The sequence below is a fragment of the Actinophytocola sp. genome (assembly GCF_009379765.1).
Taxonomy (GTDB): Bacteria; Actinomycetota; Actinomycetes; order Mycobacteriales; family Pseudonocardiaceae; genus Actinophytocola.
This window is the reverse complement of the sequence record NZ_WHTD01000077.1, coordinates 1-25,827: the sequence shown is the minus strand read 5'-3', so window position 1 is coordinate 25,827 and position 25,827 is coordinate 1. Positions and strand designations below refer to the sequence as shown.

General features: G+C 71.9%; 21 protein-coding genes. 10 read left to right on the top strand and 11 right to left on the bottom strand.

From position 1 onward, the window contains the following. Positions 1 to 18: 18 nt before the first annotated feature. The 7 genes from GEV28_RS22870 to GEV28_RS22840 all read right to left on the bottom strand — a co-directional run bounded on the left by GEV28_RS22870 (position 19) and on the right by GEV28_RS22840 (position 10,611). On the bottom strand, positions 19 to 435 hold the full coding sequence (locus tag GEV28_RS22870; protein WP_291414169.1) for a VOC family protein: 417 nt from the start codon (positions 433 to 435) through the stop codon (positions 19 to 21). Positions 436 to 526: 91 nt separating this feature from the next. Further along, positions 527 to 2,956: a hypothetical protein gene (locus GEV28_RS22865; RefSeq protein ID WP_291414168.1), complete on the bottom strand. Its 2,430-nt coding sequence runs from the start codon at positions 2,954 to 2,956 to the stop codon at positions 527 to 529. Further along, positions 2,953 to 4,671 (bottom strand): hypothetical protein, encoded by a 1,719-nt coding sequence (locus GEV28_RS22860; protein WP_291414167.1) that lies wholly within the window; start codon positions 4,669 to 4,671, stop codon positions 2,953 to 2,955. The genes GEV28_RS22865 and GEV28_RS22860 overlap by 4 nt, the downstream gene beginning before the upstream one ends. Next, on the bottom strand, positions 4,668 to 5,972 hold the full coding sequence (locus GEV28_RS22855; protein ID WP_291414166.1) for an ABC transporter substrate-binding protein: 1,305 nt from the start codon (positions 5,970 to 5,972) through the stop codon (positions 4,668 to 4,670). Before GEV28_RS22855 ends, GEV28_RS22860 begins: the two co-directional genes overlap by 4 nt. A gap of 742 nt (positions 5,973 to 6,714) precedes the next feature. After that, a complete protein-coding gene (locus GEV28_RS22850; protein ID WP_291414165.1) occupies positions 6,715 to 8,484 on the bottom strand; it encodes a thiamine pyrophosphate-binding protein in 1,770 nt (589 codons plus the stop codon). After that, a complete protein-coding gene (locus GEV28_RS22845) occupies positions 8,481 to 9,482 on the bottom strand; it encodes an ABC transporter substrate-binding protein (protein WP_291414164.1) in 1,002 nt (333 codons plus the stop codon). The genes GEV28_RS22850 and GEV28_RS22845 overlap by 4 nt, the downstream gene beginning before the upstream one ends. Position 9,483: 1 nt before the next feature. Next, positions 9,484 to 10,611 (bottom strand): hypothetical protein, encoded by a 1,128-nt coding sequence (locus tag GEV28_RS22840; RefSeq protein ID WP_291414163.1) that lies wholly within the window; start codon positions 10,609 to 10,611, stop codon positions 9,484 to 9,486. 515 nt (positions 10,612 to 11,126) lie between these two features. On the opposite strand from GEV28_RS22840, the gene GEV28_RS22835 reads away from it, so the two are divergent. From GEV28_RS22835 to GEV28_RS22790, 10 genes are all read left to right on the top strand, one after another. Further along, positions 11,127 to 12,578 (top strand): UbiD family decarboxylase, encoded by a 1,452-nt coding sequence (locus tag GEV28_RS22835; RefSeq protein ID WP_291414162.1) that lies wholly within the window; start codon positions 11,127 to 11,129, stop codon positions 12,576 to 12,578. A gap of 41 nt (positions 12,579 to 12,619) precedes the next feature. Then, positions 12,620 to 13,960, top strand: a complete 1,341-nt coding sequence (locus GEV28_RS22830) for a UbiD family decarboxylase (protein WP_291414161.1) — start codon at positions 12,620 to 12,622, stop codon at positions 13,958 to 13,960. A 9-nt stretch (positions 13,961 to 13,969) separates the two neighbouring features. After that, positions 13,970 to 14,713 (top strand): GntR family transcriptional regulator, encoded by a 744-nt coding sequence (locus GEV28_RS22825; RefSeq protein ID WP_291414160.1) that lies wholly within the window; start codon positions 13,970 to 13,972, stop codon positions 14,711 to 14,713. After that, on the top strand, positions 14,710 to 15,501 hold the full coding sequence (locus tag GEV28_RS22820) for an ABC transporter permease (protein WP_291414159.1): 792 nt from the start codon (positions 14,710 to 14,712) through the stop codon (positions 15,499 to 15,501). The genes GEV28_RS22825 and GEV28_RS22820 overlap by 4 nt, the downstream gene beginning before the upstream one ends. Continuing rightward, positions 15,498 to 16,337 (top strand): ABC transporter permease, encoded by an 840-nt coding sequence (locus GEV28_RS22815; protein WP_291414158.1) that lies wholly within the window; start codon positions 15,498 to 15,500, stop codon positions 16,335 to 16,337. Before GEV28_RS22820 ends, GEV28_RS22815 begins: the two co-directional genes overlap by 4 nt. A gap of 87 nt (positions 16,338 to 16,424) precedes the next feature. Next, complete coding sequence (locus GEV28_RS22810) at positions 16,425 to 17,441, top strand: ABC transporter substrate-binding protein (RefSeq protein ID WP_291414157.1); 1,017 nt, start codon at positions 16,425 to 16,427, stop codon at positions 17,439 to 17,441. Between the two features lie 10 nt (positions 17,442 to 17,451). Further along, positions 17,452 to 18,669, top strand: coding sequence for an MFS transporter (locus GEV28_RS22805; RefSeq protein WP_291414156.1), 1,218 nt, complete (start codon positions 17,452 to 17,454; stop codon positions 18,667 to 18,669). Positions 18,670 to 18,680: 11 nt separating this feature from the next. Beyond that, a complete protein-coding gene (locus tag GEV28_RS22800; RefSeq protein WP_291414155.1) occupies positions 18,681 to 19,571 on the top strand; it encodes an ABC transporter ATP-binding protein in 891 nt (296 codons plus the stop codon). After that, a complete protein-coding gene (locus GEV28_RS22795) occupies positions 19,568 to 20,170 on the top strand; it encodes a UbiX family flavin prenyltransferase (RefSeq protein ID WP_291414154.1) in 603 nt (200 codons plus the stop codon). The genes GEV28_RS22800 and GEV28_RS22795 overlap by 4 nt, the downstream gene beginning before the upstream one ends. Before the next feature lie 156 nt (positions 20,171 to 20,326). Next, positions 20,327 to 20,803, top strand: a complete 477-nt coding sequence (locus GEV28_RS22790) for a hypothetical protein (protein ID WP_291414153.1) — start codon at positions 20,327 to 20,329, stop codon at positions 20,801 to 20,803. On the opposite strand, the gene GEV28_RS22785 is transcribed toward GEV28_RS22790, so the two are convergent. The 4 genes from GEV28_RS22785 to GEV28_RS22770 all read right to left on the bottom strand — a co-directional run. Then, positions 20,804 to 24,181, bottom strand: a complete 3,378-nt coding sequence (locus GEV28_RS22785) for a molybdopterin cofactor-binding domain-containing protein (RefSeq protein ID WP_291414152.1) — start codon at positions 24,179 to 24,181, stop codon at positions 20,804 to 20,806. It lies immediately after the preceding gene. Continuing rightward, entirely contained in the window at positions 24,178 to 24,651 is a 474-nt protein-coding gene (locus GEV28_RS22780) for a 2Fe-2S iron-sulfur cluster-binding protein (RefSeq protein ID WP_291414151.1), read from the bottom strand. The genes GEV28_RS22785 and GEV28_RS22780 overlap by 4 nt, the downstream gene beginning before the upstream one ends. A 60-nt stretch (positions 24,652 to 24,711) precedes the next feature. Next, positions 24,712 to 25,368, bottom strand: a complete 657-nt coding sequence (locus GEV28_RS22775) for a TetR/AcrR family transcriptional regulator (RefSeq protein WP_291414150.1) — start codon at positions 25,366 to 25,368, stop codon at positions 24,712 to 24,714. 109 nt (positions 25,369 to 25,477) lie between these two features. Next, positions 25,478 to 25,827: hypothetical protein (locus tag GEV28_RS22770; RefSeq protein ID WP_291414149.1), on the bottom strand; the 350-nt coding region annotated here is incomplete at its 5' end.

Sequence of the window (25,827 nt, the reverse complement as noted above, 5' to 3'; positions counted from 1 at the left end):
GGCTTTCCTTTCGCTGGCTCAGTTCGCCATGTCGGCTGCGGTGATGCCGTCGGCGTGCCCGGCCGGCCACTGGACCAGCTCGATCCGGTTGCCGTCCGGGTCGGTGACCCACGACGTGAGGAAGTCGTCCGAGTCGTTCGGTGACACGGGTTCCTCGGCGTCGATGCCGTTGGCGGCGAGCGCGGCGACGGTGGCCTCCATCGACTCGACCTGGATGACGAAGTGGTTGAGGCGACTGTCGGGGTCGAGCTCGGTCCTGCTGGGATCGTGGACGAGCTCGATGGTGACGAAGTCGTCGTCGGGGAGCTGAAGCATGGTCAGGCTCCCGAACGCGGTCTCGGGGACGCTCCCGAGCACCTGGTAGCCGATCGCCGTGTAGAACGCGAGCGACCGTTCGAGATCGGTCACCCGGAGGCCGAAGTGCAAGGTCCTCATGGGGTTCCCCTTCTTGTTCGTCGGCAAGGACGTGACGAGCCGGACAGGTTCGTCCGAATCCGTCAGATGACTGGTGCTGAACGCCGGGCGATCACTTCGGTGCGTACGCCGGCTTGTCCGGTCCCATGTCGCCGTCCGCCGCGCGGAGGTACTCGTCCACCAGCGCGGTGTCCGGCTGGCCCGCGCGCAGCTGTTTCGACTCCTGGAGAAGCGGGACAGCGCCCCGGGTGCCGTCGGCCAGCCGGGCGGCCACGGTCTCGTCGACCAGGGCCGCCGCGCCGAGGTGCTGCAGGCAGCGTGCCCGACCTTGCTCCTCACCGATGGCCTTGAACAGCTGCTTGGCCTCCTGCCACCGTGACACGGCCTCGTGCAGGTCCGAGCCGGACAGCGCGATCCCCTGCAGCTCCACCGCCTGTGCCTGGCAGCTGGTGTCCTGTCGTTCGCGGGCCATGGCCTCGGCCCTTTCCAGGTACTCCAGCGCCGCGCCGGGTGAGTTCTCCGCCAGGTGCATGGCACCCAGGTTGATCATGGCGATGCCGGCGCCGGGATGACGCTTGTTGTCGGCGATCTCCTCGAGCGACCGGCGTACCTTCGGGTGTTCCGCACCGTCGCGTGTGGACTCGCCGCCGGCCAGCCCGAGCAGGGCCTTCTCGACGTGCAGGCGGGTCACGAGCTCGGTGCCGAGGTCGTGGGTGCTGGCGGCACGCGCCTCGCCCGCCACCAGCGCCAGCTGCTCCTCCGCCGCCGCCCGCTGCCCGACCATCCGGTAGGCGGTGGCCTTCCGCGCCGCGGCCAGCGCGGAAAGCTCTCGCCGTTGGGCGCGGTCGGCGAGCTCGCCCAGCGCGGCGCTGACCTTGAGCAGACCGTCCGCCTGCTGCTCGCGCACGTACCAGTACTCGAGGGCGCCTGCGATGCGCGCGAGGTCGTCGATCACCGCGAGCAGCACCTCACCGTCCTGGTAGTACTCGGGCGAGAACAGCGGGCGCAGGGTGGGTTCCTCCTCGTGGAGCCACGCCGCGGCCCTGGCGCCGACCGAGCGCACGTCGAGCTGGTTCGCCCTGCGCACCACGCGGTCGGCGTGGTGGCGGACCAGGGCCGGTACGGCGACCCGGGCCTTGTCGACATCGGGTTGGTCGGCCTGACCGGTGATCGCCCACCGGATCTCCAGCGGTAGCCGGTACCGGTTGCGGACCTCCTCCACGAAGTCCCGGACACGCAGCTCCTCGAACGGCGCGGGCAGGGCGTCGCTCGAGCCCGCGTCGGGTGCATGGGCGGTCACGAGAGCCGCGATCGCCTCCCTGGTCAGCGCGGTCACCGGGATCACGGCCAGCGCGTGCAAGAGCCAGGCGGCTTCCGGGCTGAGACTGTCCTCGGTCCGGAGCAGGACCGCGCGCCAGATCCCCACCAGAGGGTTGTTCTCGTCGGTGTTCATCGATGCCAGCAGTGCGAGCACCTCGGCCTCGCGGTCGGTGCCGGTGGTCTCCCGCGCCACGGCCTTGATCGCACGGGGTCGGCCGCGGCACACGGCCACGAGTGCGTCGATCGGGTCCGGAGTGGACAGTGGCGCGGAACGGGGCAGCTCCCGCCGCGGTCGCAGCAGGTCGCGCACCCACCGTGGCAGGAACCGGCGCCGCCGGTACATCAGGGGGCGGGCCGGCTCCTTCGGCATCGTGTCGGTGTCGGCGTGCCAGATCTCGCGCATCCCGTCCGTCGACAGTGGAGCGATCGCCACCCCGCTGCCCGGCACCACCGACTCGATTGCCGTCTCGCCTGCGATCACCAGCCACGGCTGGCGGTTGTTCCGTTCCGTCCACTGTGGAATGAGCCACTCGATCTCGTCCGGCACGGCGACGTTGTCCAGCAGCAGCACCGAGTACTGCTTGGCGAGCACGTCGTGCAGCCGCTCCGCGGCGTTGGCCAGCACCTTCGGTGTCCCGTTCGCCGGCTCGTCCTGCCGGAACATGGACAGGATGCGGCCCGCCGTCGCCCGCGCGTCGTCCGGAGTGCGGCTCGACCGGCTGCGCAGGTCGACGCGCGCGACGTCCCGGTCCGCGATTCGCCGGTCGTTGATCAACGACTGCACCGCCGCCTCGGCGACGGCGGACGTGCCGACGTCCCGTGCCCCGCACACGACCGCGACCCCGGTGGCGAGCAGGGTCCGCACCGTCGCCGCCACCTCGTCGTCCCGGTCGTAGATCGGGCCGGGCGGGCGCCAGGCCGCCGGCTCCGGCTCGGCCGGCCAGGCCACCTCCGGCGGAGGCGGCGGCTCGGGTGGCGACGGGTGCCGCCACTTCCACAGCTTGATCCCGGCCCACACCAGCGTGGTCAGCGGCACCACGACGACCAGGGCGACCAGCAGGAACCGCCCGGCGAACTGCCCGATGCTGGTCTCGTTGGCCTGGCCGCCGAGCAGCTCCGCGGCAAGAGTCCCCAGGAACCACGTGATCACGAAGCCCGAGCCCACGGCGATCTTGGTGAGGAAGTTCCGCTCCGACTGAGGGCCGCGGCCCGGCTTGCTCATTCGGTCGCACCTCCGGTGAGCCCGGAGATCACCTTGGGCCAGGTGGCCAGCAGCAGCGCGACGGGGATGACCGAGGCGACCACGGCCCCGGCGGCGACCGTGCCGGCCGAGATGCCGAACTGCCGCGCCTCACCCCACAGCAGCAGGTTGAGCGGGGTCGACCTCGGCCCGCTGATCAGGAAGCCGACGATGAAGTCGTTCCACACCAGGACGAACTCGAGCACCCCCACCGCGATCAGGGCACGCAGGTACCGGCCGTGCCAGATGGCGTCAAGCGTGGGCCTGCGGGTGCCGGACGGATCAGGCGGCGCCGCCTGGAACGCGGTGCGCAGCACCAGGGTCGCGAACGGAAGCCCGGCCGCCGCGTGCACGAGCGCCAGCGGTGTCCGGGCACCGGCCAGCCCGAACTCGCCGAACAGGTCGCGGAGCGGGCCTGCGTACATCTGCACCGGCGCGACCGCCATGACCACGAGCAGCAGGATAAGCGAGCGGGTGAGCCAGCTCGGCAGCCCGCCCCAGGTGAGCAGGTAGGCCATCGGCACCGCGGCTGCCACGACGAGCGCGGTGGCGAGCCCGGCCAGGAAGACGCTGCCGAGCACCGCCGGCCACAGCCAGCTCGCGCTCACCTCGGCGAACGAGCCGAACCCGAGGCCGGACAAGTGCCACCAGCCGGACGATCCGGCCGCCCGCGGGTCGTGCGACGCGGTGGCCAGCAGGATCACCAACGGCAGCAGCCACAGCGCGGCGAGTCCGAGCCCGATCAGCCAGCTCAGCCACCGGCGGTTCACCGGCGCCGGTACCGGCGTACCCGCGCTCTCCTCGGCCGGCGCGGGCGGCGAGTTCTCCGGGGTTGTCCTGCGCCGCCGCATGGTCACGAAGCTGAGCAGGCCCACGATGACGAACAGCAGCACGGCGAGCGCGGCGGGCGCGCCGGTGTCCACGCTGCGCGAGGTCATCCGCCACCAGTGCAGGCCCACCACGTCGACGTCGACCTGCATGGAGCCCGGCGCCGCGATCAGCACCAGGTCGAACACCCGGATCGCGGCGACCAGCACGGTCAGCAGCACGATGTAGGTGACCGGGCCGGGCTTGGGCAGGCCGGGGCGACCGAACAGGCCGGGCCCGCCGTTGCCCCGCGCGTCCAGGCCGGCCCGGAACAGCACCACGACGAAACCGAGCCAGGTCCAGGCGAACGACGAGGCGAGCACGAGCCAGATCAGTCCCGGGCCGAGCCACACCACGTCCTCGCCGAACAGCGCGGTGGCCATGCCCCGCTCGGGAGCCGGGTCGAAGATCATCCGGAAGACCGCGCCGGAGACCAGTGCGGACACCCCGAACGGGAGGATCAGCACGTACAGCAGGACCCGCCACAACCCGTGAACCAGCCTGCTGATGACCGCGATCCCGTAGCCGAGCACGATGACGATCAGCGCGATGCCCACCCACACCACGCTGTTCCGCGCCGCCGCCCACGCGCCGTCGTCCGTGACGACGGCCAGGAAGTTGCCGAGCAGTGAGTCGCCGTGCAGCGCCCACACCACTGTCCACACGATCGGCACCAGCAGCACGAGCAGAAGCAGGACGGCGGGTAGACCCAGCAGGAGTCGGATCGGTCGCCCATGGTCGGCGGTCGTATCGAGCGCCCGGCCCGAGACCTCGCGTCCGGCCACCTCCAGCTTGAGGCCGGGCCTGGGTTCGATGTGCACCGGGCTCATCCGGCCACCTCGGCGATCTCGACCATCTTCCCCGCCGCGTGGCGCGCCGCCGTCGCCGGCGGCGTGCCGTCGGCCAGGTCGCCCACGAGCTGCTGCAGGACGAGCGCGAGCCCGTCGCGGCCGCCGACCGTGCCGAGCTGGTCCGCGAGCCGGAAGCTGATCTCCTGCTCGCGCACCTCGCGGGCGAGCCGGCGCAGGGTGGCGCTGTAGTAGCGGCTGTCGGTGTCTGGATTCGCCGCGATGAAGCCGCCCGTGTCCCGGATCCACGGGACCGGCGCCTCCGGGCCTGCCAGGTAGCGCAGCAGGGTGTACGCGGGCTCCCGCGCCGGCTTGACCAGGACCAGCAGGTCGCCGGCCACCGCGAGCGGGGCGGAGATGCCCTCGCGCGCCGGGAACGTGAAGGTGTCCACCTCGTCCTCCGGCGTGCCGAACCTGCGGATCACGGACTCGGCGTAGTCCGGCGCGACCACCATCGCGGCCCGCTTGTACAGGAACGCCTCCTGCACCGCGTCCGGGTACTGCAGCACGAGGGCGCGGTCCAACCCACCGGAGATCGCGCCCGGCACCGACCACATGCCGGCGAGCATGCGCAGCGCCTCCGTGACCTCGCTCCCGAGCCACACCCTCGGGTCGTAGGACTCCACGCTCAGCGTTTCGTAGGTGCTCGGAAAGTGCCGTAGCAGGACGTTCTCGAAGGAGACGGCCAGCAGCCAGCCGTCCGCGCCGCCGAGGGCGAGCGGCGCGACGCCGGCTTCACTCAGGGCCGGGTCGTCGATAATCCGTTGGTTCAGGTCCATCCAGTCCGACCAGGTGTCCGGCGTCCGCAGGCCGTGATCGTCGAACAGCCGCTTGCGGTACCAGACCACCGACGAGTGCGCGAGCTTGAACGGCAGTGCGTAGTGCCGACCGTTGTGCGAGGTCCCCGCGATCCGTTCGTACTCCGACCGCCACACGTCGTCGGGCAGCGGCTCCAGGTCGTCGATGCCGGCACTGACGGTTCCCGGTTGCGGCATCGCCACCAGGTCGGGCCGCCCCGCGGTCCGCGCGCCGAGCGCGGAGGCGATGTCGTCGCCGAGCGGGACCAGCTCGTAGCCGTTCCGGTAGCGGGCGAGCACGGCCCGGAACGCCTCGAGCTCTCCGGCACTCCACGCGACGCCCACCCGTACGTCGTCCCCGACCCCGGCCGTGCTCGCCAGCACGGAACACCCGGACAGCCCTGCGGCCGCGGTGGCGAGTCCGCCTGCGCGGAGCAGGGTCCGCCTGGACACGCCGGCACTCGGCGCGGCTCGCGACTCCGCCATCCCACCCTCGTCATTTGACTAGCGGACAAATTTCCGCCGCACACATTACGCGCATGAAGTATTACAGGGGGAGACTTCGACGAATAGCCGCCTCCCCGTTCGAGCCGGGTCGGTTGCCGCCGGTTTCCGTGCCGTCGCGGGCGCTTTCCACGTGATCGGGAACGAGTGGGGCGGTTCCGACCGTCCCAAGAGGAACACGACCCCGCCGAAGGAGGAGCGCACCGACGAAGAGCACCGCCGACGTCCAACGTGTGCTCGACGACCGCTGTCCCGCGTTGCTCGGGTACGCCCGCATCCTCCTGGGGTCGACTTCGGACGATGCGCGGGCGCTGGTCACGTCCTGTGTCCTCGTGCGCAGAGCTGCCGTGCTGCCGGTCCGGGCGACCGCCGGCGCGGCGGTGTATCGCGTGTTGCGGCGCCGAGTGTTGCGCCGTGCGCCGCGTTCCCGCTGTCGGTGGTGGTCGGTGCTGTCCCGCAAGGCACGGGTCGACCCCGCGCCGCTGGACGAGGCGAGCCGCGACGTCCGCGCGGCGGCGCTCAAGGCACAGGAGCTTGTCGCTGACGGCGTGAACACTGTCCACACAGGACGGTATAGGCGCGAGGCCGGCGGGTCCACGACCCCGGGTGTCGCGGTCATGAACGAGATGGCGTTTCCAGCACGAAGGCGACGTTGCTGTGGTCCCGGAACCGCTCGACTACCGATGAGTGTGGCGGACCAGTCCGCCCGAAGCCGGGTGCGGTGTCAGTCGTGCCCGCAGACCACGTCTACGAGTGCGGGCCTGCCCTCGGTCAGCACCGCCCGCGCGGCGCGGCGGACGGCCTCCTCGACCAGGGCCGGGTTGTCGATCGGTCCCTCGGCGTGCCAGCCGAACGAGCGGGCCACGGCCGCGAAGTCCGGCGCCGGGTTGTCGAGCTCCATGCCGTAGAAGGCGTTCTCCGCCGGCGTCCCGCGCATCTGGGCGAGCCGCTCCTGGTGGTCCCAGTCGCCGACGTACCCGCGGTTGTTGACCATCACGACCAGCAGCGGCAGCTCGTGGTAGGCGGCCTCCCACAGCGACCCGAGGTCGTACATCAGGTCGCCGTCGGGCTGCAGGTCGACCACCAGGCGCCCGGTCCCCTTGTGCGCCAGGGCGACGCCGAGCGAGATGCCGTACTGGGTGCCCGTGCCGAGGCTGATGCCCGGGTGCCGGTAGGGCCGGTCGAAGTCCCACAGCCGCAGCGCCCAGTCCTTGGCCGTCCCGGCGGACAGGACCCAGTCGTGCTCGCGGACCACGTTCCACACCGCGCTCGCGAGCCGCGCGTGCGTGACGGGTGTGTTGTCCCAGCCCTTCTCGGCCTCCGCCCACCACGCCTCGCGCGTGCGGTGGTGCAGCTCGCCGACCGCCAGCCGCCAGCGGGCCCGTGCCTCGCGGCGAGCCGGGGCGGCGGGCACCCGCTCCCGGCACAGCGCGAGGAGTTGGGGGAGCGCGACCATCGTGTCCGCGGTGACCTGCAGGTCGAGGCGGTGCATGCCCATGAAGTCGTGCGACCAGCTCGACGTGGCGACGTGCGCGAGGCCGAGGTCGGCCACCCGCGCGTCCGGCGCGATGCGCGACTGGCTCGTCCGGTCGGTCTTGTTGAGCGTCATCGTGGGCTTGCCGTAGTCCTTGACGTCGAGGAACACGACGACGTCGGCGTCCTCCAGCGCGCTCGTGCCGGTGGCGTTGAGCGGGTGGTGGCTGGGGAAGTTCAGCCGGATGTGGGTGTCGACCACCGCGGCGCCCAGCAGCTCCGCCAGCTCGACGAGCAGGTCCATCGCGTCGGGTGAGCGGCCGGCGTACCCGGGCACGAGCACCGGGCGCTCGGCGTCGACGAGCAGGTCGGCGAGCTCCGCGAGCGCGGCCGGGTCGGCGCCGAGGCGCGACGGGATCGGGTTCGCGGCGACCGCCGGCGGCTCGACGTCGGCCTCCAGGGGGTCCTCCTGCACGGCCGCGTCGAACGCGAGGTACACGGGTCCCTGCGGCTCGCTCACCGCGATCCGGTAGCCGCGCGCGACCGACTCGTGCACCGACCCGATGCTGGCGGGTTGGTCGTCCCACTTGGTGTAGTCGCGGACCAGGTTGCCCTGCACATTGGTCACGTGCAGCCAGTCGATGCTCGGCCGGCGCCGCTCGTAGGCCATCGGGCCGGCGCCGCCGAAGAGCATCACGGGCACCCGGTCGACGTAGGCGTAGTAGACGCCGAGCGTGGCGTGCATCAGCCCGACGGTGTCGTGGACGATGCAGCCGATCGGCTCGCCGGTGACCTTCGCGTAGCCGTGGGCGATGCCGACGGCGATCTTCTCGTGCGTGCACTGGATCATCCGCGGGCTGTTGGCGCCGTAGTTGACGATCGAGTCGTGGATCGCCCGGAACGACGAGCCGGGGTTCATCGTGAGGTAGCGCAACCCGTGCGCGTTCACCGCGTCGACGATCACGTCCGATCCCCAGCGACGCGGGCCGCGCCCGTCCCTGAGCCGGTCTTCGTTGCTCACGTGGTACCTCCTGCGGTGAACTGGGCGAACAGCTCGCCGACCGACAGCGGCCGGGCCAGCAGGCCCTGCTCGGCGCAGTAGCGGACGAGGGTGGACAGGTCGTGCCGGTTCGGCTCGACGCCGTAGGGCCAGAAGTCGTGGCCGAGCACGGCGCGGACCTCGGAGAGGAAGTCGGTGAGCCAGGGGAGGGTCACCGGCAGCGCGCCGGGGGCGTCGAGGTCGCGCAGGCACAGGTCCCTAGCCTCGGTGAACGCGGCGAGGAGCGACCCGGCGAGCCACGGGTGGGCCTCGTGGACCTCCCGCTTCAGCGCGACGCAGTGCATGATCGGGAAGTTGCCGCGGCGGCGGAAGTAGTCGCGCTCGGCGGCCACGTGGTCATCGAACAGCCGCCGCACCCGCGGGTCACCGTCCACGAAGGACTTCGGCGGCAGGGCGGCCATGAGCGCGTCGATCTCGCCCGCGACGAGCAGCTCGTCGAGCGTGCGGTCCGCCGAGATCGGCTCGACGCGGATGCCGGGCGCCGCCGCCAGCTCGATGCGTTCGGTGCTCCCCGGCTTGTTGAGCCCGCCGGTGAGCCAGTGGACGTCGCCCGCGCCGACGCCGTGGTCGTCGGAGAGCATGCCGCGCATCCAGATGGCCGCGGTCATGTGGTAGTCGGGAACGCCGATCCGCCGGCCCCGCAGGTCCTCCGGGCGGTCGACGCCGCGGGTGGTGTTGACCCAGATGAAGCCGTGCCGGAAGTAGCGCGACAGGAACACGGGGATCGCGACGAACGGGTTGTCGGCCGGATCCGCACCGCGCGCGGCGAGGGTGAGGTAGCTGCCGAGCGACATCTCCGAGACGTCCCAGCGACGGAACCGCACCTGCTCGTGGAAGATCCGGTGCGAGGGCATGACCGTGTGGTCCAGCTCCACGCCCTCGGGCACGACCCGGCCGTCGCGGAGCGGGCGGACGCGGTCGTAGTCGCCGCAGGCCAGACTGATGCGCAACGGGGCCATCTCAGTCCTTCTGCAGGAACAGCTCGTCGGGCAGCTGCGTCCCGAGGCCCGCGGCGGACGCCAGCTCGTAGGCCCGGCCCGCGAGCCCGGCGAGCTCCACGCCCTGCAGGCCGCCGCTGGACAGGCCTTGCGCGCCGCCGCCCGCGAGGTCGCCGAGGAAGGTGATCTCCGCGTCGTCGGTGCGCCCGCGCGCCGCTCCGGTCGTCCAGTCCACACAGGACACCTGCTTGCCCGGGAACGCCGCGCCCGCCCCGCTACCGGTGGGCAGCGCGGCGCGCTCGTCCTTGGTGCCGGCGACGTAGCACATCGTGTTGAGGTGGATGGCGAAGTTGCCGTCCTGGTAGCCGCCGAGATCCAGCGGCCGCGGTTGCTCGGCGAGGTGGCCGACCGTGGTGATCGCCTCCCGGGCGGACGCGTCGAGCTCCCGGTTGGACACGTTGCACACGAACGTCCCCGGCCGCAGGTGGCGGGCGAAGAGGACGGGGGAGAGCGAGTTGGTGCACGTGGACACGACGTCCGCGCCGTCGAGCGCCTCGTCGGGACCGGCGGCGGGCTCGGCGGGCAGGCCGTCCGCGCGCAGCTCGGCGCAGTAGGTCTCGACGTGCTCGGGTGTGGGGCACCAGACCCGGATCCAGCGCAGCGGCAGGACGGTCGCGAGTGCCCGGGCGTAGCTGCGCGCGTACCCGCCCGCGCCGAGCATCCCGAGCGTCGCCGACTCCGGGCGGGCGAGGTAGCGGGCACCGAGGCCGGCGAGCGCGGCCGTGCGCAGGTACTGGAGGTGGCGGTCCTGGATGATCGCGACCAGCTGCGCGTTGTCGGTGCGGCACAACAGGACGAACCCGCCGTAGTGGCCCGGTGCGGCGTTGTGGGCGGACAGCCGGCGCACGCCGTCGACCTCCGGCCAGCCGATGACCTCTGGCTTCAGCCGCAGCGCGTAGTAGCCGCCGCGCACCACGCCGTCGGCCGTCGTGAACCGGGCGTAGGAGCCCGGCGTGCCGGCCGGGGCGAGGACGTCGACCCGCGGGCGGCGGGCGGCCTCGCCGGCGGCGAAGGCACGCAGGCCCTCGTAGAGGGCGTCGATGGCGTGCGGGTAGTCCAGCACGGCACCGATGTCCTCGTTGGTCAGCACGCGTACCACAGTCGCCTCATTTCGCTCATGGAATGTCGGGCGCAAATGTTATTCGGTCGCCCACGGGTGGGGGCCGTCGAATTGCACCGCGGTCCCGCGTGCCGTCCGTTTTGCTTTGTTGGTGAATTTCAGACATTACTCAGCGTGGCGGACAGGGCGCGTTGCCGATGCACCTACGGCGGCCTGCCCGCCCGGCGTGCGGGTGGAGGAAGTGGTGGACAAGGTAGCCGTCGTACGCCACTATCGTACATAGTACGGCACGATGCACGACGGTCAACGGGTCGTCGCCGCAGTAGGCCGGCGATCGGGCGCACTACCTGCGGATATACGTACACAACGGTAGGTCGAGGACGTTTCGGAAGCGTTGCGAAAATCGAAACGCGTGCGGTCTTGACGGTGGCGAGTCGGGCGCTTAGCCTGCTGAACCTCCGGGGTGCGAAATTCTGCACTTTGGATCCGAGATTCAACCGTCCACCCCGGCCGAACACGGTCCGTGAGCGGAGAGGAACGACCGCGTGACATATCAGGATTTGCGGGATTGGATCCATAAAGTCGAGGAAATCGGCGAGCTCCGGCGTATCTCGGGAGCCCACGTCGACGACGACGTCGCGCCGATCACCGACGTCGCCGAGCACGCCATGAACGGCCCGGCCGTCCTGTTCGACCAGATCCAGGGCTTCGACCCGGGGCACCGGATCCTCGTCAACCCGATCAGCTCGCTCAACCGCGTCGCGCTCATGGTCGGCTTCCCGACCGGACTGTCCAAGGCGGAGTACTGCGACCTGTGGCACGCGCGCCTCCAGGACCTCCCCGACGTGCCGCCCAAGATCGTCACCGACGGCCCGCTGCTCGAGAACGTGTACACGGGCGACGACATCGACCTGACGACGTTCCCCGTCCCGAAGTGGCACGACAAGGACGGCGGGCGCTACATCGGCACCGGCGACGCGGTGATCACCCGCGACCCCGACGGCGGCTGGGTCAACATCGGCACCTACCGCGTGATGGTCGTCGACGAGCGCCGGGTCTGCGTCTACACCGCACCCGGCAAGCACGCCACGATCTTTCGCGACAAGCTCTTCGCCGAGGGTAAGCCGATGCCGATCGCGATCTCCGTCGGCCAGGACCCGCTGATCTTCCTCGCCGGCGGCACCCAGGTCCCCTATGGCAAGTCCGAGTACGGCTACATCGGCGGGCTCAAGGGCGAGCCGGTGGAGGTGCTCGAGGGCGACTACACAGGGCTCCCGATCCCGGCCCGCGCGGAGCTGGTGCTGGAGGGCGAGATCTCGCCGACCGAGAAGCACCGCGAGGCCCCGTTCGGCGAGTGGCCCGGCTACTACGCGAGCGGCGAGCGGATGGAGTACGTGACAACGATCCACCGCATGTACCACCGCAACAGCCCGATCATCACCGGCACCCCGCCCGCCAAGCCGCCCACCGGCAAGCACACCTCGCTCGGCACGATCCGCGCGGCGCGCATCCGCGAGGAGATCCGCAACGCCGGCATCCCCGAGGTGAAGCACGTGTGGCTGCACGAGTGCGGCAGCCGCTTCCTCGTCGCCGTGTCGATCAAGCAGCGCTACCCGGGCCACGCCACCCAGGCCGGCCACGTCGCGGCCATGTGCCAGGGCGGCGCCTACATGGGACGGATCGTCATCGTCGTCGACGACGACATCGACGCCTACGACCTCAACGACGTGATGTGGGCCGTCTGCACCCGCAGTGACCCCGCCACCGACGTGTCGATCATCAAGCGGGCGTGGAGCGACGAGCTCGACCCCATGGTCCCGCCGAGCCAGAAGCAGAACCCCTTCACCTCGCGCATGATCATCGACGCCACCCGCCCGTGGGAGTGGCGCGAGCAGTTCTCCGACGTCGTCGAGCTGACCACGGAGGTCCGGGCGGCCACGTTGGCGAAGTGGGGCCCGACCCTCTTCGGCGCCGCCGAGGCCCCGGCCTTCGGATGACCCCGCACCCCGACACCCCCGACACCCCGCGGAGGCGGCCCGTGTACTGGAACGACATGAGGGAGTTCCTCGCCCACCTCGACCGGAAGGGCGACCTCGTCACCGTCGCCAAGCCGGTGAGCACGAAGTTCGAGATCGCCGCGTACATCCGGAAGTCCTCGGACACGAACGGCCCGTGCTTCGTGTTCGATGACGTCGAGGGCCATCCCGGCTGGCGGGCCACCGGCGCCATGTACGCCACGCCCGGGCGCATCCTCGACGCTCTCGGCGTGCCGATCGACCAGGTGACCAGGCACTACATCGAGGCCATCAACAACCCCGTCCCGTGGGAGGTCGTCGACGGCGGGCCGGCCAAGGACGTCGTCATCACCGGCGACGACGTCGACCTCGCGACCGTCCCGATCGTCACCCACTCCGAGAAGGACGGCCCGTTCATCACCGCCGGCGTCCAGGTCGCCGTCGACCCCGACACCGGCGTGCACGGGCTGGGCATGCACCGCATGGAGGTGTTCGGGCGGAACCGGCTCGGGCTGTGGGCGCCCAACGAGCGGCGCATCGGCCGGGCCCGGCTCAAGCGGGAGGAGCGCGGCGAGCGGCTCGAGATCGCGGTCGTCATCGGCCCCGACCCGTGCACGGTGCTCGGCGCGTGCGCCCGCGTCTCGCACGACCAGGAGAAGTACGCCATCGGCGGGGCGCTGCTCGGCGGGGCGGTCAAGCTCACCCGGTGCGAGACGATCGACGTCCTCGTGCCGGCGAGCGCGGAGTGCGTCATCGAGGGCTACATCGAGCCCGGCGACACCCAGATGGAGGCGCCGTTCGGCGAGTTCCCCGGCTGCTACGGCGGCCGGATGGAGGTCCCGGTCATGACGGTCACCGCCATCACCCACCGCAGCGACCCGATCTTCCAGACCGTCCTCACGGGATTCCCCGTCACCGAGGACCACCTGCTCAACTGGGTCCCGATGAACGCGGTCGTCTACGAGGACGCCACGCGCGTGTGCCCCGGCGTCATCGACGTGACGGTGAAGGGCAACTACGTCTACGAGGCCGTCGTGAAGATGACCAAGCGGCACCAGACCGAGCCGTGGAACGTGATGTCCGCGGTGCTCGCCGGCAACGCGCAGGCCAAGTACTGCACGGTCGTCGACCAGGACGTGAACATCTACGACGACCGCGAGGTCACCTGGGCGGTGTCGACCCGCTCCCAGCCCGCCACCGACGTGCACATCTTCCCCGTGATGGTCGGCGCGCCGCTGGACCCGTCGGCCCCGCTCGTGCGCCAGACGTCCAAGATGGGCACCGACGCCACCAAGCCGCTGGGCGCGGAGGCGTTGCGGTACGAGAAGGTCCTCGTGCCCGGTGCCGACGAGGTCACCTGGTAGGCGGCGGCCATGGGTGACGACGACGCGGTTGGCCGCCCGGGCGAGCTGTGGATCGAGCAGCGGCAGCTCGTCGACCAGGTGGTCGAGAAGCTCAGGGACGCCATCACCCGGGGCCACTTCCGGCCCGGGCAGGTGGTCCGGCAGGCGGCGCTGGCCGAGCAGATGGGGGTGAGCCGCACCCCGCTGCGGATGGCGCTGTCCATCCTCACGAGCCAGGGTCTGTTGCAGCGCAACGGGTCTCGCGGCTACGTGGTGCCCGGCTACTCCTACGATGGGGCGATCGACCTATACCGGCTGCGGGAGATGGTGCTCGCCTACGTGTGCCGGCTGGCCGCCGAGCGGATCACCGACGCACAGCTCGCCGAGCTGGGCGACGTCGTCGACGAGGCCGAGGAGTTCGTCGAGGCCCGGGACTGGCCGGGCTGGCTGCAGGCCAACGAGCTCTTCGGCGCCTGCGTCGCGCGGTCGACGGGCGTCCTCCTGCTCGAGCAGTTCCTGGAGACGATCGGCACCCAGGCCCGGGTGTTCCAGCCGACGCTGCTCGCCAGCGCCGACGACGCGCGGGAACGGCTCACCGGGGCGGCACGCGAGCACCGCGCCATCTACGAGGCCATCCGTGACCGCGACCCGAAGGCCGCCGAGCGGGCGGCGCGGACGCATGTGGCGAACTCGCGCAAGCGGTTCGAGGCCACGCACCGCGCGTCCACTCGGGACACCCGCGACGCCGGCACGGCGGGGGGCGAGGCGCGATGACCGGCACCGTGCTCCGGCCGCGGGCCCGCGGCCGCGTCCCCGCCTGGGCGATCCGCACGATCGCGTGGGTGACAATGCTCGTGGTGTGGCAGCTCGTCGCGGCGCGGATCGACCCGCGCTTCTTCACCACGCCGATCGCGATGATGAAGGCGTTCGTCGAGCTCGTGCAGAGCGGCGAGCTGCACGAGGCCCTGCTCAACAGTGCCCGTAGCCTGTTCGCCGGCTTCGCGCTGGCGGTGCTGATCGGCGTGAGCATCGGGCTGCTGATGGGTCGCTACCGCCTGGTCGGTGCGGCGCTGGACCCCTACGTGAACGCGCTGTTCCCGACGCCGCGCATCGCGTTCATCCCCCTCGTGGTGCTGTGGTTCGGCTTGGAGCTGCAGGCGAAGGTCATCGTCGTCTGCCTGATGTCCGTCTTCCCCGTCCTCATCAACACCTACGTGGGCGCCCGGGACGTCAGCAAGTCCCTGGACGAGGTGGGCCGCTCGCTGTGCGCGACCGAGCGCACGATCCTGTTGCGGATCTTCCTGCCCGCCACGCTGCCGCACATCCTCGCCGGGGTCCGTCTCGGGCTCGGGCAGGCGGTCGGCGGCATGGTGGTCGCCGAGATCCTGCTCGCGTTCGGCGGGCTCGGGAGCCTCATCACCGCGTACGCGCGGAGCTTCCGGCCCGACTACCTGTTCGCGACGATCCTCGTCCTCGTCCTGCTCGGCGTGGGACTCACCTTCCTGGTGCAGTTCGCCGAACGCCGGCTGTCCCGGGTGAACATCGAGGTGAGGGACCAGTGACCGCCACGTACGAGCCCACCCGGACCGAACGTCTCGTCCGGGAGCGGCGGCGGGCCCGCCGGCCCGGCCGGACCCGGGTGCGCTGGGTCGTCCGCGTCGTGTCGGTCGTGGCGTTCCTCGGCACCTGGGAGATCGTGGCCAACCGGGTGAGCCCGCTGTTCCTGCCCGCGCCGACGGCGATCCTCGAGGGGATGGTCGACGGGGTGCGGACCGGCGAGCTGACCAGGGCCGCCGGCGTGTCGCTCGAGACGTTCGCGGTCGGCTTCCTCATCTCCGCGGCCATCGGCGTGCCGGTCGGCCTGGCGATGGGCCGGTCCCGGGTCGTCGAGCACACGCTGGACAGCTTCGTCTACGCGCTCTACGTGGTGCCGACGATGGCGTTCGTGCCGCTGCTGGTGCTGTGGTTCGGCATCGGCACCGTCTCGAAGCTGATCATCGTGGTCAGCGTGGCCGTCTTCCCCATCATCATCAACACCTACGTCGGCGCGAAGAACGTCGGTCCGTCCATGGTGGACATCGGCAGGTCGATGTCGGCCGGGCGGTGGAAGAACTTCTCCTCGATCGTCGTCCCGGCGTCGTTGCCGTTCATCCTGGCCGGCCTGCGCCTCGCCATCGGGCGTGCGCTGTCCGGCGTCGTCGTGGGAGAGCTGTTCACGGCGATCAGCGGGCTCGGCGGCCTGCTGATGACCTACAGCAACCTGCTCCGCACCCAGCTGGCCTTCGGCCCGGTCGTCGTCCTGATGGTGCTCGGCATCGGTTTTACCGCGTTGCTCCGGTTCGTCGAGTCGCGGGTGGTCGCTTGGAAGGAAACCGAGCGACACAGCGACGAACCCTAGATCGAACTTCCGCTCGTAGAAAAGAGAAGCGTCATGGGAACTGGCACCGGTAGGCCTCGCCCGTTTTCCGGACGATTGTCCGGCTCGGTGGGGCGTCGCGACGTCCTGAAGATCGGGGTGGCGTTCGCCGCCCTCCCGCTGCTCAACGCCTGCGGCAGTGACGCGGGCGCCGCCGGGGAGGGCGGGCGTGCCGGCTGGCGCAGCGGCACGATCAGCCCGACCATCCCGGACGGGTTCACGCTCATGTGCGACAAGAAGGGATTCCTCCGCGACGCGGGGCTCGACGTCGAGTTCACCACGGCCAACGGCGCCGAGCTCGTCCGCGCGGCGGTCGGGTCCCGGCTGGACGTCATCCTCCTCGCGCCCGGCACGGGCTTCGCCGCCTACGAGACCGGCGCGGACCTCAAGCTCGTCGGCGTGCCGTGGAACAAGGTGCGGGACTTCATCTTCGCCAAGAAGGAGATCAAGGACCCGTCCGACCTCGTCGGCAAGCGGATCGCGATCCAGGCGCCCAACACCTCCTCGGCGATCCTCGTGAACGCGGTGCTCGACAAGTACGGGATCGACCCCGGCCAGGTCAGCCTGGTGCAGTCCGGCGGCGACCCCGAGCGCATGGCGGCCCTGCTGAGCGGCCAGGTCGACGCGGCCCTCGGCGGCGTGGAGAACCTGCCGATCATCGAGAAGGACGCGAACTTCACGACGCTGGTGACGCTGGCGGACATCGTGCCCGACGTGCTCGGCGCCGGCTGGTTCGCGACCGCGCGGACCATCGAGGAGCGGCCGGACGACCTCACGAAGGTGCTCACCGCCTACACCAAGGGCATGCGCTACGCGCTGGACCACCTCGACGAGGCGACCGCGCTCGCGATGGAGCGGCTCAAGAGCGCCCCGTCGGACAAGGAGACGGTGGCCGAGGCCATCAAGGCCCACCGCGACCTGAAGATCATCAACCCGGACCTCGGCTGGACCGACCGGCAGGTCGAGGCGACCCAGGAGCTCAACGTCGGCATCGGCGCGCAGAAGGACGTGATCCCCGCCAAGGACGTCACCGACACGTCCTTCGTGGACAAGGTCATCGCCGAGCTGAAGAACTACGCCTGGTGACCTGGACCCGATGACAGCGATCGGACCCGCGGCCGCACCGGCCGTCCCGGAAGTGGGGCGGCCGGTGCGGGCGTTGGTCGTGGACCGGCGGTTCGGGCCGTTCTTCTGGGGCAGCCTCGTCTCCAACACGGGAACGTGGCTGCAGTCGATGAGCGCGGTCCTGCTGGTCTTCGGGATCACCGGGTCGGCCACCGCGGTCGGCGTGGTGGCCGTGGCGCAGTACAGCGGCTACGTGCTGCTGGCACCGGTCGCCGGGCAGCTCGCCGACCGGTTCGACCGGCGCCGCCTGCTGCTCGTGACGCAGTCGGTCGGCCTCCTCGGGGCGGCCGGGCTCGTGCTGGCGGTGAGCGACGGATCGTACGGGATCCTGCCGATCTACGTCGGGGTCGCGGTCACCGGGTGCGCCCAGGCGCTGAGCGTCCCGCTGATCCATGCCCTCGTGCCGACCCTCGTGCCGGCGGCCGACCTGCCGGGTGCGGTGGCGCTCCAGTCGCTGACCTACAACGTCTCCCGCGCGGTCGGGCCGGCGCTCGGGGCCACCGCACTCGTCGCCGTGGGGCCGGTGGTGACCTTCGGTGCCAACGCGGCCAGCTACGTCGCGATGCTGCTGGGTCTGATGTGGACAGTACCGGCGCGGCGGGCCGACCCGCGCCGGGGCAGGCGGGAGTCGGTGCTGCGCTACCTGCGCGGGCACCGGGCGGTGGCCGCCCGGCTGCTCGTCGTCGGCGCGGTCGGGTTCGCGGTGGACGCGGTGAACACGCTCGCCCCGCCGGTGGTGGCGAGGCTCGGGCAGGGCGACGAGTCGGTGGGCGTGCTCGTGTCGGCGTTCGGCATCGGCGGCGCGGTGATGCTCGTGCTGGCGGTGTCGGTGATCCGGCGGATCGGCGACGGCCCGGCGGCCGTCATCGGGCTCTGCGTGCTGGCCGCCGCGTTGGTGGTGTTCGGCAACGTCGTGAGCTACCGGGTCGTCGCGCCCGTGCTGGTGCTGGCCGGGGCCGGTTTCGTGCTCGGGCAGACCGCGCTGACCACCTCCATCCAGCGGGCGGTGCCGGACGCCGTCCGGGGCCGGGTCGCGGCGCTGTGGGCGGTGCTGTTTCTGGGCATCCGGCCGTTCGCCGCGGTGGTCAACGGCGGCCTCGCCGACCTGGCCGGGGTCGGCGTCGCGGTGCTGGTGCCGGCGACGCTGCTGGTGCTCGGTCTGATCACGGTGCGGGGACGGAAAACATGAAGGAGACGGGAATGGACAGTGGCATGGACACCGAGGTACAGCTGAGCCTCAGCGGGATCTGCAAGCAGTTCCGCCAGACCACCGGCCGCAAGCGGGGCCGCGGCGGGTCGGCGCCCCGGCCGGACGCGCCGCCCGTGCCGGTGCTCGCCGACGTGAACTTCGAGGTGCGCGAGCAGGAGTTCGTCGCGGTGATCGGGCCGAGCGGGTGCGGCAAGACCACGCTCATCAAGATCATCCATGGGCTTCTGCCGGCCGAGCACGGGGTCGTGGAGCTGAACGGGAAGCCGGTCACGAACCCGTCGACCGCGTGCGGGTTCGTGTTCCAGCACGCCGGTCTGCTGCCGTGGCGCACCGCGCAGAAGAACGTCGAGTTCGGACTCGAGACCAAGGGCGTCGCGCGGGCCGAGCGGGCGCGGGTGGCCGAGGAGGCGCTGACGCTAGTCGGCCTCACCGGGTTCGAGGACTACTACCCCCACCAGCTCTCCGGCGGCATGCAGCAACGCGTCGGGCTCGCCCGGGCGCTCGCCCGCGGCCCGGACGTGCTGCTGATGGACGAGCCGTTCGGCGCGCTGGACGCGCAGACCCGCGAGCGCATGCAGGAGGAGCTGCTGAAGATCAACGAGCTGACCAAGAAGACGGTCGTGTTCGTCACCCACGACCTCGACGAGGCGGTGTACCTGGCCGACCGGGTGGTCGTGCTCGCCGCGCGCCCCGGCCGGGTGCGGGAGATCGTCGACATCAACCTGCCCCGCCCGCGCCCGCCGGCCGCGGACACCAAGAGCATGGCCGAGTTCGTCGACAAGCGGCGGCTGATCTGGTCGCTGATCAACACCCCGGCCGACCCGGTGGACGCGGCGGACCCGGTCGACCCTGTCGACTCCGTGTCGGGGGTCCGCGCGTGACGAGCAACCGGATCGTCGTGGGGATGACCGGGGCCACCGGCGCGATCTACGGGGTGCGGCTGCTGGAGGTCCTCGCCGGCAGCGCGTTCGAGACGCACCTGGTGGCCTCGGAGTGGGCGCGCAAGACGATCGCGATCGAGACCTGCAGGCGGCCCGACGAGGTGTTCGCCCTCGCCCACCGCACCTACCGGGAGGACAACCAGGCCGCGGCGATTTCCAGTGGCTCGTTCCTCACCGCCGGCATGGTCATCGCCCCGTGCAGCATGAAGACCCTCGCCGCGATCGCCAACGGCCTCGCCGACAACCTCGTGGCGCGCGCGGCCGACGTGGTGCTCAAGGAGCAGCGCAAGCTCGTGCTGCTGGTCCGCGAGTCGCCACTGAACGTCATCCACCTGGAGAACATGCTCAAGCTCGCCCGCCTCGGCGTGGTGATCGTCCCGCCGGTGCCGGCGTTCTACGCCAAGCCGCACGACCTCGACGAGATGGTCGACCACACGGTCGGGCGGGTGCTGGACCTGTTCGGCATCGACCACGCGCTGGTCCGCCGGTGGGGCGGCAGCAGTCCCGTCGAGCAGCTAGTCCGCCTCCCCGAAATTTAAAGGTGTTGGTTGCGTTTCGGGGGATGGTGCCGGATCTCGGGTGGTTGGTGGCTGGGTGCCGCCACGGTCCCCGGAGGTTGCGTTGGTTGGTGGGAGGCTTTTGTGTCAAGCCACGTCGACCCGTAGGCGATGATCCATGGGACACTAGGAGGAGGCATGGCACAGGTGGTGGGGGAGGAGATCCCCGACGTCGTGACGGCCACGTTCGACGGCACCGACCTCGAGCGCAAGCTGGGGCTGGGCTTCGTGATGGTCACCGTGGACCCGGACGGCCAGGCCCGGCCGTGCATGGTCAGCGCGGGGGAGATGCTGGTGCTGGACCGCCGCACGATCCGGCTGGGGCTGTGGTCGGGCACCTCGACCTCGCGGAACCTGGCCGCGGGCTCCGCGGTGCTGTTCTGCCACGTCGCCGAGGGCGTCGTGTACTACCTGCGCGGCCACGCGCGGTCGCTCGCGGCGGACCCCGAGGCGCGCCTGGACTGCTTCGAGCTGCGGGTGGAGCGGGTGGAGACCGACGCGCACGAGGGGCTGCCCGTCACCAGCGGCATCACCTTCACGGTGGTCGACCCCGACCCGCCCGCGGTGCTCGCGATGTGGGAGCGCCAGCTGGCGGTCATCCGCGCCGCAAGCTGACTACCCGGTGAGCTGCTCGGTGGCCTGCTCGAGGAGCCCGGCCGCCGCGTCGAGCTTCCATCCGTTGCCGGGCAACGGGTGCGCGTGCCGGTCGAGGTCGGCGTCGAACGCCGCCCGGACCTGGGCGAGGCTCGGTGCGGTGCCGCGCAGCGCCTGCTCGGCCCCGCGCGCCCGCCACGGCGTCGGCGCGAGCGCGCCGGCCACGATCCGCACGTCGGTCCAGCGCCCGTCCTCGTCCGCGTCGACGGCCAGCGCCACCGACGCGGTCGCGAAGTCGCCGGTGTAGAGCGCGAGCTTGGTGAACGCGGTGCGCCGGACCAGGGCCGCGGCCGAGATGTCGACGGCGGTCACCAGCTCGGCCGCGGCCAGCACGGTCTCGCCGGGACCGGTGTAGAAGTCCGCGATCGGCAGGGTCCGGGTGCCGCCCGGCCCGGTGATCTCGACCGTCGCATCCAGTGCCGTCAGCACGGTGGCGAGGTCGGAGGGCGTGACGGCCTGGCAGCGGTGCGCGTCGACCGCGGCGTGCTGGAAGCGGTGATCGCCCAGCACCGCGTAGCACGGACTGGTGGGCCCGTTGCGCTTGTAGCAGGCGAAGCCGTTGCGGAAGAACCAGCAGCGCTTGGCCTGGACCAGGTTGCCAGCGACCGTGGCCGCGTTGCGGACCTGCGGCGAGGCGATGGTCAGCGCCGCGTCCCGCAGCGCGGCCGGCACGTCCGGGTGCTCGGCCAGCTCGGCGAGGGTCACCGCCGCGCCGATCCGCAGCTCGGTGCCGGTGCGCTCCAGCCGACGCAGCGCGGTCACCGCGGCCACCGACACCAGCACCGGCGCCGGGGCGGGCTCGCGTCGCCGCTCGACGAGCGCGTCGGTGGCGCCGCCGAGGACCTGGCCGCCGCCGGCGAGCAGGCCGACCGCCTCGGCCACGTCCGTGGGGGCGTGCACGGCCGGCTCGGTCGGCTCGGGGGCCCGCCGCGCCCGGGCGGCCGGGCCGACCCGGGTGCCCAGCGTGTCGAGCACCCGGTGCAGTCCCAGCGGGTACGCCCGCCGGACCAGCGCGACCCACCAGCGGCTCGGCCGCCGCCAGACGTGGTGGCGCCGCCGGCGCCCGTCCCGCTCGGCGAGCGCGGCGAGGACCTTGTCCGGGGTGATCGGCAGCTCGCGGACGCGGACCCCGAGCGCGTCGGCGACCGCGTTGGCGACCGCGGCGCCCGGCGGGATGATCGACATCTCGCCGACGCTCTTCGCGCCGTAAGGCCCGGCCTCGTCGTGGCCGTCGACGATCACCGCGCGGATCGCGGGCAGGTCGGCGTTGCGGGGCATCGCGTAGTGCAGGTAGCTGCTGTTGACGACCCGGCCGCCCTCGCGCACCAGCTGCTCGCCCAGCGCGGCGCCCAGGCCCATCGCGGCCCCGCCGACGATCTGGCCGCGGACCGCGGTCGGGTTGATCGCCCGGCCGACGTCGTGCGCGGCGACGTAGTCGACCACCCGGACCTTGCCGGTCCGCGTGTCCACCTCGACCGCGGCGCCGTGCGCGGCGAACGCGTAGCTGGGGGAGAGGTTCGCGGTGCTGCGGTCCGGGGTGAGCATCTCGGTCGTCTCGAGCAGGTAGCTCGTCTCGTGGCTGAGCACGCCGTCGGCCGCCTCGCCGGACAGGTCCACGAGGTCGCCGAGATCGACCGCCTCGCCGCCCGTGCCCGCCCGCCCGCCGCGCAGGCGCACGTCCTCGGGCGCCACGCCCAGCTTCGCCGCGGCGATCCCGCGCAGCTTCTCGGCGAGCTCGCGTGCGGCCTGGCCGACCGACGAGCCCGTCATGTGGGTGCCACGCGAGGACCACGCGCCGAGCTCGAACGGGGTCCGCTCGCTGTCCATCGACAGGACCTCGACGTCGGCGAGGTCCACGCCCAGCTCGTAGCTCGCGATCTGCGCGAGGATCGTGTTCTGCCCCGTGCCCGCGTCGGCGCTGCCGTGCCGCACCCGGACCCGGCCGTCGGCGAACAGGTCGATCGCCGCGTCGCTGCGGTTGGCGAACTCGTAGGCGTAGGCGCCGCTGCCGTGCATCCCCGCGGCCACGCCCCAGCCGGTCGCGACCGGCCCGCCGCGCGGACGACTCGCGCGGGCGCGGTCCCAGTCCAACCCGTCGCGCACGGCCAGCAGGCAGTCGCCGAGCCGGGACGTCGTGACGTCGTAGCCCGCCAGCGTGGTGGCGTGCGCGGGGCCGAGGTTGCGCAGCCGCAACGCGATCGGGTCGATGTCCAGCCGCGCGGCGATCTCGTCCAGCTGGGACTCCATCGCGAGCGACACCTGCGGGGTGCCGTAGCCGCGGAACTGGCCGCCGGGCTGGGTGGCGGTGTCGACCAGCCGCGCGGCGAAGCGCACCCCGTCCGGCCGGTACAGCGAGCCGAGCGTGATCACGCCGACCCGCATGACCGAGGTGCCCATGTGGTTGTAGGAGCCGTTGTCCACGGCGATGTCGGCGTCCAGCGCGCGGATCACGCCGTCGGCGTCGGCCCACGTGGTCAGCGTCGTCTCGAAGCGGTGCCGCGGCTTGTTGGCGCCGAACTCCTCCTCGCGGCTGAGCTCCACCAGCACCGGTTGGCCGGCCGCGCGGGCCAGCGCCGCGGCCAGCGCCTCGTGCTCGGCCGCCTTGGACTTCTGCCCGAAGCCGCCGCCCACCGCGACCTCCCGGCACACCACCTGCTCGTGGCGCAGGCCTAGCAGGTGCGCGACCTCCTTGGCGATGAACCACGGCGCCTGGGTGGAGGTCCACAGCTCGACGATCTCGCGGTCGGGGTCCCACCGGGCGAGCGTGACGCTCGGCTCCATGCAGGCGTGCGCGACGCTCGGGTAGACGAAGCTGCCGTGCACCGACACCGCGGCCGCGGCGATGCCCGTGTCCGGCTCGCCCCAGTCGGTGGCCAGGAGCATCGACACGTTGGGCTCGGCGGTCGTCCGCTCGTGCAGCCGGCGCGCGCCCCGGGCGCGGGCGGCGGTGACGGTGAGCGGCGCGGGCCGGCGGCGGTAGCGGACCCGGATCGCCCGGCACGCCGCCTCGGCCTGGGCCCGGGTCTCCGCCGCCACCGCGGCGACCTCCTGGCCGACGTGGCGCACCACGCCGTCGGCCAGCGGCGGCCGGTCCGACAGCGGCCCGCCGCGGTGCAGGTAGGTGATGCCGGGCGCGAAGTCGGCGGCGGTGATCACCGCGTGGACGCCCGGCATGGCCCGCGCCGCTTCCGTGTCGATGCCGCGGATCTCCGCGTACGCGTACGGGGAACGCAGGACCACGCCGTGCAGGTGCGGGGTCGGCAGGTCGCCGGTGTAGGGGAGGACGCCGACGCTGCGGGTCTCCCAGCCGATGGGGCGGACGGACTCGCCGACGGTCATCGGGCCTCCGGATCTTCGGCCAGCTGGCACACGGACTCGACGATGGCCTGGTAGCCCGTGCAGCGGCAGAGGTTGCCCGACAGCGCGTGGCGGACGCGGTCGCGGCGGGTGTCGTCGTCGAGGTCCGCGAGGCCGTCGCGCAGCAGCGCGACCGCGTGCACGACCTGGCCGGGGGTGCAGAAGCCGCACTGGAACGCGCCGAGGTCGGCGAAGCGGCGGCGGATGGGCTCGCTCTCACCGGCGAGGCCCTCGCTCGTCCAGACCTCACCCCGGACGAGCGCGGCGGGGGTCGTGCAGGCCATCCGCGGCCGGCCGTCGACGAGGACCGTGCAGGCGCCGCACTCGCCGCGGCCGCACGCGACCTTGGTGGCGGTGAGGTGCAGGTCCTCGCGCAGCACGGCGGCGAGAGACCGGAGCCCTGGAGCGTCGACGACCACCGTCCGACCGTTGACGACCAGCTCACTTCCCATGTTCGTACTTTGTACCATTCAGCGCACGAGCGCAAGGGCGCACGAGGTGAAAATTGCTGCTCAGCGGGTGTTTTTCAGTGCCGCTTCCACAGTCTGCACGAACGCCTCGACGCCCGCCATGTACTGGGCGTCGGACGGGAGGTCGACGAGCGTGTCGGCGAGGTCGACCATGTGCGGGAACTCGGTCGCCGGGAGTCCCTTGTAGAAGTGCACGCGCTGGCGGCGCGCCTCGGCGAGTTCCTCGTCGCTGTCCGGGTCGCCGCCCCACGAGCGCGGGATCTGGTAGCTCACGAAACCGATCGCGTAGGTGATCAGGAAGCCGTAGCAGCGGACCGCGAGCTCGCCGGGGATACCGGCGGCGACGAGCCGGTCGAGCACCGCCTCCATCGCGCCGCGCAGCGCCGTGCGGCTGTCGGTGACCCGGGTGGAGAAGATGCGCACGACGCTGGGATGCTCACGCATCATCGCGAGGAACGCCCGCGCCACCATGCGGATCGCGTCGGCTGGCGTGTCGTCGGGCTCGTCGGGCAGCGGCATGCGGCCGAGCACGTGGTCGGCCATGCCGTCGAGGATGTTCTCCTTGCCGCGGAAGTAGCTGTAGAGCGTCATGGTGCCGACGTTCAGCTCGCTCGCCAGCCGGCGCACGGTGAGCTGGTCGAGGTCGGCCTCGACGTCGGCGATCCGCAGGGCCGCCTTGATGATCTGGTCCGGGGTCAACGGTGCGGCACGTCCACGACCTGACTGGGCACGCTTCCGCGCCATGTCCGTCCTCTCATCGGGGCCAGCGACTCTTCGGGCCAGCGACGGGTCCCGAGCATAGAACCCGCTACCCCGCCACGCGGCACAGCTCCTCCCGGAGCGTCGCGACATCCGGCTCGGCCGCGACGGCCAGCACGCGGTCGAGGAGCGGTCGCGGCGCGGGCAGCAGCCGGGCCGCCTTCGCGCGCACCTCCGCGTCGGACAGCGGCGCCTCGTGGTCGCCGGGCGCGACGACCACGAGGCGCGCGGGGCGGTCGCCGACCTCCACGGCAGCGGCCCAGTGGCGCGGGAAGTACGCGTCGAGGGCGGGGTCGAGGACCAGCCGCACGGGCGGGACGGCCGTCACCTCCCGGTACCACGTCGGGTCGTCCGCGCGGCCCGCGACCGCGCCGGCCACGGCGACCGCGGCGCTGGCGG

Bases quoted from the DNA above. Each gene is read 5' to 3' on its own strand.
- GEV28_RS22800 (WP_291414155.1), top strand. From the start codon at position 18,681: ATGGACAGTGGCATGGACACCGAGGTACAGCTGAGCCTCAGCGGGATC.
- GEV28_RS22790 (WP_291414153.1), top strand. From the start codon at position 20,327: ATGGCACAGGTGGTGGGGGAGGAGATCCCCGACGTCGTGACGGCCACG.
- GEV28_RS22820 (WP_291414159.1), top strand. From the start codon at position 14,710: ATGACCGGCACCGTGCTCCGGCCGCGGGCCCGCGGCCGCGTCCCCGCC.
- GEV28_RS22870 (WP_291414169.1), bottom strand. From the start codon at position 435: ATGAGGACCTTGCACTTCGGCCTCCGGGTGACCGATCTCGAACGGTCG.
- GEV28_RS22845 (WP_291414164.1), bottom strand. From the start codon at position 9,482: ATGGCCCCGTTGCGCATCAGTCTGGCCTGCGGCGACTACGACCGCGTC.
- GEV28_RS22805 (WP_291414156.1), top strand. From the start codon at position 17,452: ATGACAGCGATCGGACCCGCGGCCGCACCGGCCGTCCCGGAAGTGGGG.
- GEV28_RS22785 (WP_291414152.1), bottom strand. From the start codon at position 24,181: ATGACCGTCGGCGAGTCCGTCCGCCCCATCGGCTGGGAGACCCGCAGC.
- GEV28_RS22865 (WP_291414168.1), bottom strand. From the start codon at position 2,956: ATGAGCAAGCCGGGCCGCGGCCCTCAGTCGGAGCGGAACTTCCTCACC.
- GEV28_RS22860 (WP_291414167.1), bottom strand. From the start codon at position 4,671: ATGAGCCCGGTGCACATCGAACCCAGGCCCGGCCTCAAGCTGGAGGTG.
- GEV28_RS22855 (WP_291414166.1), bottom strand. From the start codon at position 5,972: ATGGCGGAGTCGCGAGCCGCGCCGAGTGCCGGCGTGTCCAGGCGGACC.
- GEV28_RS22780 (WP_291414151.1), bottom strand. From the start codon at position 24,651: ATGGGAAGTGAGCTGGTCGTCAACGGTCGGACGGTGGTCGTCGACGCT.
- GEV28_RS22825 (WP_291414160.1), top strand. From the start codon at position 13,970: ATGGGTGACGACGACGCGGTTGGCCGCCCGGGCGAGCTGTGGATCGAG.